Annotated in this window: 7 protein-coding genes; 5 read left to right on the top strand and 2 right to left on the bottom strand. The window is 44.9% G+C overall.

Features of this window, described 5'->3' with window-relative positions:
- Together OXH39_15950 and OXH39_15945 are read right to left on the bottom strand one after the other, a co-directional pair.
- Positions 1-489, bottom strand: a 489-nt coding sequence (locus OXH39_15950) for a hypothetical protein (GenBank protein MCY3551955.1), incomplete at its 3' end; no start/stop codon positions are given.
- Positions 490-1,008: 519 nt separating this feature from the next.
- The gene (locus tag OXH39_15945; GenBank protein ID MCY3551954.1) at positions 1,009-1,884 is read right to left on the bottom strand and encodes a hypothetical protein; all 876 of its coding nucleotides are present in this window, start codon (positions 1,882-1,884) and stop codon (positions 1,009-1,011) included.
- A gap of 343 nt (positions 1,885-2,227) precedes the next feature.
- On the opposite strand from OXH39_15945, the gene OXH39_15940 reads away from it, so the two are divergent.
- From OXH39_15940 to OXH39_15920, 5 genes are all read left to right on the top strand, one after another.
- On the top strand, positions 2,228-3,061 hold the full coding sequence (locus OXH39_15940; protein ID MCY3551953.1) for a hypothetical protein: 834 nt from the start codon (positions 2,228-2,230) through the stop codon (positions 3,059-3,061).
- A 145-nt stretch (positions 3,062-3,206) separates the two neighbouring features.
- Positions 3,207-4,643, top strand: a complete 1,437-nt coding sequence (locus OXH39_15935) for a PcfJ domain-containing protein (protein MCY3551952.1) — start codon at positions 3,207-3,209, stop codon at positions 4,641-4,643.
- Between the two features lie 137 nt (positions 4,644-4,780).
- Positions 4,781-5,029: a hypothetical protein gene (locus OXH39_15930; protein MCY3551951.1), complete on the top strand. Its 249-nt coding sequence runs from the start codon at positions 4,781-4,783 to the stop codon at positions 5,027-5,029.
- 83 nt (positions 5,030-5,112) lie between these two features.
- A complete protein-coding gene (locus tag OXH39_15925; GenBank protein ID MCY3551950.1) occupies positions 5,113-5,340 on the top strand; it encodes a hypothetical protein in 228 nt (75 codons plus the stop codon).
- On the top strand, positions 5,330-5,674 hold a 345-nt coding region (locus tag OXH39_15920; protein ID MCY3551949.1), incomplete at its 3' end, for a type II toxin-antitoxin system VapC family toxin. The genes OXH39_15925 and OXH39_15920, both read left to right, overlap by 11 nt.

The raw sequence follows: 5,674 nt of genomic DNA, 5'->3' as shown, positions 1-5,674 counted from the left end.
CTCATCGGCAATAGGTGTGGTGCCATGGGCGGGAAAACTGGTCCCGGCACTGTCGCGCAAATATAGGCTTACAGTGTTTTTAGAGCCGTTGTCCCAAAGCAGATACCACGGTGTCGCCTGTGATGTATCCTCGTAGTTTTCGCCGACGAGCGAACCGCCGACCTTGCTGCCTTTGAAATAGCAGGTGATTGTAAATGAGACACCCGCCTTAAACCCGACAGTGTTTGAGTGCGGCACTTCAACCCAATTACTGACACCATCAAATTCAAGTGCTTTTCCAAATTTCCCGTCTACCCACTTCGCGCCATGGATTTCACCATCGTTTCCGTTTTCTGATGAATCTGCGGCGGTCCCACCTTTTCCTTCGTCAAAGAGCCACATTCCTGTGATATTCTTCGGGTCAATCTCAGCGAGGCTGGGCAGTGCTATCAACAAAAAAGCTGCCATAAAACTCGCAAGCGTTACTCGCACATTTTTAAATAAAGACATTAGAGTTCCTCCTTAAAATCGCTGTCAATTCACAATACAGGGAAGCAATTTCCATGCCATCCGTTTTTCTGCCTTAAGCGTGAAATTTTGCACGAAATAGGGCATTTCTCATTCCAACATGCACAAAAAGGGGCAATCGTAAATAACTATGTATACACGCTCATATTCTTTTATAGTATACCACCTATCGTGTGCTATGTCAAATCAAACCCGATAGGTGTTGCTTAGGATTTAGTATGTTAGGTTCATCACGACTCCATAGGTGTCAATTTAGGATTTTTCACGCCATTTTGTAGTAAGGGTTACACAAATGCCGCCCCTACGGGGCTTGGTTCTTGGCAGAGACACGTTTCTACACAAATGCTGCAGAAACACCCAAGCAAATAAACCCTACGGGACTAAAGAGGTTTTTGAAGGCTCCAGGGTTTATGGGTAAAACTCGGTTCGGTTAGGAAACCGAACCTACCGGACTCGGTCCGCGACGGTTGTTTTTTCTAAAATTGACACTTATGGTTAGGTTTACCGCGACTCCAATTTGATTCGACCCCATGTCGTGGTTACAGAGGCACTCGCCGGATTGACAGCAAGCGCACCACTGGTCGTAGCACCATTCATCCCAATTAGCGTGTTACCGTTTCCCGACGCATCCCGAAAGCGATTTGCCCCTGCTCGCTCATTAAAATTCCATAGTGCCAAAGTGTGTTCATCACTCTCGAAACGATGCGGTGGATCAAAGGGTTCAATCCCGCGTTCGGCGGGTAAGTCATATCGAGCGATATTTGAAAATCTTATCGCATCAATCTCGCCATGAAAGCGAGTGGTTTGCGATAGCACTATGCCATCCTGATTAATTACGAATACATCTTCATCATACCCACCTATGAAGAAATCTTTCTGTTTTTGACGAACCTCCGCAGCCACTCGATCCACCAAAGGGAACCGTGTTTGAAGGATTCGGTTGTTGTATGCGAAGTTAAACGCGCCATCTTTGAAAATGACTGCCAGATAGTTCCATTGGTCCTTCTCTATTTCAACGTCAAGAGTTATCACGCCTTTAACTCTTCCTTCAAGATGCGCTGTGCCATAGCAACACAGTTGATTTTTATCAAGGTTACAATCCTGAGTATTTGAGGTCAACCCGAAGCGAACTTGCTGACTCAGGATGAGATTAGTCTCTCCACGCTTGGGTCCAGATTTCGGATAGAACCAGATCTCGACGGTGAAATCAAAGGTGTTTGCCGGTATCAGATACCCGTGTTCCACAAGTGAGAGTATTGCGTAGTCATCATCACCATCCAGTACCAAGACCCCGCCAGAAGGCTTGAAGGAAAAAACGGGTAGAATCAAGTGGAATAACAACATTACGATGAATAGGAACCTAAAGTTAACAACCATAAAAACCCTTCTTTTATCGAAAACAGCCATATTTCAGTTCGAGGAACTATCAACGTTATGGTGTGTTTACGCTGGCATTGTAATTTTAGTTGCTTCATATTGTAATTATCTTCAAGTTCTCGTTCAACCCAACCTACAAGAATTAGTCCTGTTTATCGAACTCACGCTAATTACAGGTCCCACTATAAATCCCATTGATTGACAAAGAGACCACGTTTTGATAGAATTGCCCTTGCTTCACCACGCGATCAAGACTTAAGGAGACAGACACACGAAAAACTCGAACCGCTTTCCCTATTCCACTATGAGACTCTCCCAATGCTTTCTGTTAACGCTAATCTTGTTGCTGAATAGATCAGTTAACGCCGCATTCGAGAACATCGAATTCATGGCAGGACCCGCTGGGATGGGGGGCGCATACTCAGCAGCGACCCAAGACACCAGCGCACTGATATGGAATCCCGCAGGTTTGGCAGGATTGTCTACTCCCGAAATCACTATCGGTTATCTGGATCTACACGGTGTGTTAGGCTACAGTTTTGTTGGAGTCGCACACCCAATTCGGAAAGGACAGAGCGTCGGTGCAGCAATCTTGAACTCAAGTGATACAGAGGGGATCTCTCACGAAAGGATTGTGCTGTTGTCCGCTGCAACCCGTGTATGGAAGCGATTGCACATCGGTCTTAATGCGAAATATTTTAGTACCTCGGTCAATCTCGAACAAGTGCCGTTAGGTAGCGGCAGAGGGTGGGGCACCGATCTCGGTATACAGTATGCTCTGATGACAGATCGGGTTAGAATCGGTGTGGTATTTCCAAATCTATTCTCAAATCTGTCTTATCGTAGGCTTAAAGAAAATACGACTGACGGCAAATACGAGGAGCCGCTGCTCCGCGAATGGCGTATCGGTACTGCTGTAAAAGTCAACTTCGGTTCAGGAACACCGGATTCTTTGTTAGCTGCAGTCGAGATAGCCAATGGCATTCCTCTCATCGGATGTGAGTATCAACATAATGTAAAGCACGGCGACTTCGCGTTTCGGTTGGGATGGCGGTTCACTCGCGGATTCACGGCGGGGTTCGGTTATCAGCACGGTAATATCGGGTTAGATTATGCCTTTGTGAATGAGCAATACGGTTCGCAGACTTCGCTATTTTCAGTTCGGCTTTTCTACTGAAAACGACTTGACATCTTCTTATATTTGGCATAAAAAATTGGGAATATATACCGCGTCGGTCGGGTTAAAGAAATTAGACTGTGTTAGAAGGTCGCTGCAATGTATTAGAAGGCTCAACCCACAGCATAATTAGGGGACATAATAAATGGCTCAAAAGAGAAAACAAACCGAGAAAAAAATGAGGATAGAGGACTGCTCGTTGAAAATGCAGGAACATATCCTTCAACTCGGTATATCTTCAGTTGAGGTATATAAGGAGTGGTGCCGTACCCATAATTTCAGTCAGGGTTTGGATAAAAATCCTCGCCAACGTCAAGACGAACTATATGTTATAACTCGTACGCAAGCTACCCAAATAATGGCAAAAGAGAAGAAAGACCGAAACTTGAGTGAAATTCTTCCGAAAATATACAATCAAGAACTACGGTCGGAAAAACTACAGAATTCGGTTACCAGAGCCATTTCGGAAACTTTTGAGAGTAGCGTAGCCCCGAAAATCCTCTTGAAACTCCTGTTATATCTTGAAGACAATTCAGACCTGTTAAAGGAGGCTACCTATATTCAAGGCATCGCAGCACTTGCAAATCATCACGAGAATTGGATTCGTCCGCTTGAGGAATGGAAAGTCAAAAAACATAACCGCGACCGCCAATTTTCGGAACTCGCTCGACATCTACTCGCTGCTTATGATGTGCCGCTCTTCATGGATAGTGTCTGGTTTACCGGAAACCTAACCCATCAAAATTGGTTTAAACATATCGGCACCGGTCAAAATATCCGAACCGCCTCCGATCTCCCTATATCGCTTACGAAAAAAATGGCACACCATTTCCTGAAGGCACCCAAGCATTACACCGTTGAAGAGGCACTCCGATGGGGGCAAGTATACGCCCTCGGTGGCGATCGGTATTTGGTGGATGCGCTCCGGCTAACACAACTGACCCAAGCTTTTAACAACGATGATTTCTGGCTGAATGTGATTCGCTTTTTTATTGCGAATCCGATGTTGGATGTCAGTCATGTCCACCCGATTATTGATTACATCTGGCACCAGAGATACGAGAACCGTCGCGTTTTCGTCGAGAGAGGGGTTGCGAGAGAAATTGGACCGGCACAACCTAATTTTAGTATGAGAGGGAGAACGCCTGAGACGCTGCTCCGTCAAGTTGAGGAATGGCATGGCGAACTCGGTAGAGAATCGAAAGGCAGGGAACTTGAGTGGCACGGTTCAGAGATCGGCGAATTTCATCTTTTAGAGGGGAGTGAGGCGTCGCGCAATATGAAATTCTGGTCTATTCGAGAACTGCTCAGCAGCGACGAGCTTATCGACGAAGGACGGGCACTGGGGCATTGTGTCTCAACTTATGCGAGATCCTGTCATACCGGACGGTCATCGATTTGGAGCATGGAAATTGAAGATGAAAATGGACGGCGCAAAATTTTGACGATTGAGGTTACACCACGCGAAAAAGTTATCCGTCAGGTTCGGGGCAGGCGGAACCGTTTACCAACACCTAAAGAGAAAGACCTGTTAGGCAAGTGGGCGGAACAAGAAGGATTGCAACTCGTTGAATACATATAGGGGTATGGTTTTCGGTTTTAAGTACTCAGTTGTTAGTACCAAAAAGCGTTGATTTCTTATACGACCTGTGATAAAACCTTTTTAAGAGATCAGTAGATACAAAAACACTATCCCTTAATCAAAAAGGAGGCAACACAATGGAAAACCCGACAACTATCCAAGAGATTGTAGAGCGGTTGGACAAACTTACCCCCTGGCAACAGAAACAAATTTTGAATTCTGTTCTATCTTTTTTAGGAGAGCCGATAAGAGGTACACCGGGAAAGGAATTGCTTAAATTTGCAGGCACAATCTCGAAGGAAGACTTGGAAATTATGAAGCAGACGATTGAGGAAGGCTGCGGAATGGCATCGATATCGCAAGGACAGCATACCAAAAAGCGTTGATCTTCTTATACGACCTGTGGTAAAATCTTTTTAGGAAATCAGTAGGTACAAAAACACCATCCCTTAATCGAAAAGGAGGCAACATGATGGATAACTTAAAGACGGAACTTTTAGAACAAATAGAAAAACTTACTCCGTCACAACAGAATCAAGTTTTAGATTTTGTGCTGGAACTTTCAGGTGAACTGTCAAAGCGTTACCCGGGAGAAAAACTGCTTGAACTTGTAGGTACAATTTCGCCTGAAGACCTTGAAATCATGAAACAGGCAATTGAAGAAGGGTGTGAGCAGATCAATGAATCTGAGTGGTAAGTATCTGCTCGATACAAACGTTGCTATTGCCTTGTTCGCCGGTGATCTAGCAGTCCAAGAGAAAGTCAAAAATGCTGAGTATATAGTAGCGGTTCCGCCTGTAATCGGTGAACTCTGCTTTGGGGCACAGAAATCTAATAGGGTTACAGAAAACCTGCATAAAATTGACATATTAGTTCAACAAAGTATTGTTTTTCCTTGTGATTTGGAAACGGCACAATGGTATGGAATTATCAAGAACCAGCTACGAAGGAAAGGCAGACCTATCCCGGACAATGACATCTGGATTGCTGCAATTGCGATGCAACGCGGACTAATTCTCGTCACACGAGAT

It is taken from the genome of Candidatus Poribacteria bacterium (assembly GCA_026702755.1).
In the GTDB taxonomy this organism is placed as follows: domain Bacteria; phylum Poribacteria; class WGA-4E; order WGA-4E; family WGA-3G; genus WGA-3G.
The sequence above is the reverse complement of the archived record's forward strand: the minus strand, read 5'-3'. Positions and strand labels throughout refer to the sequence as shown.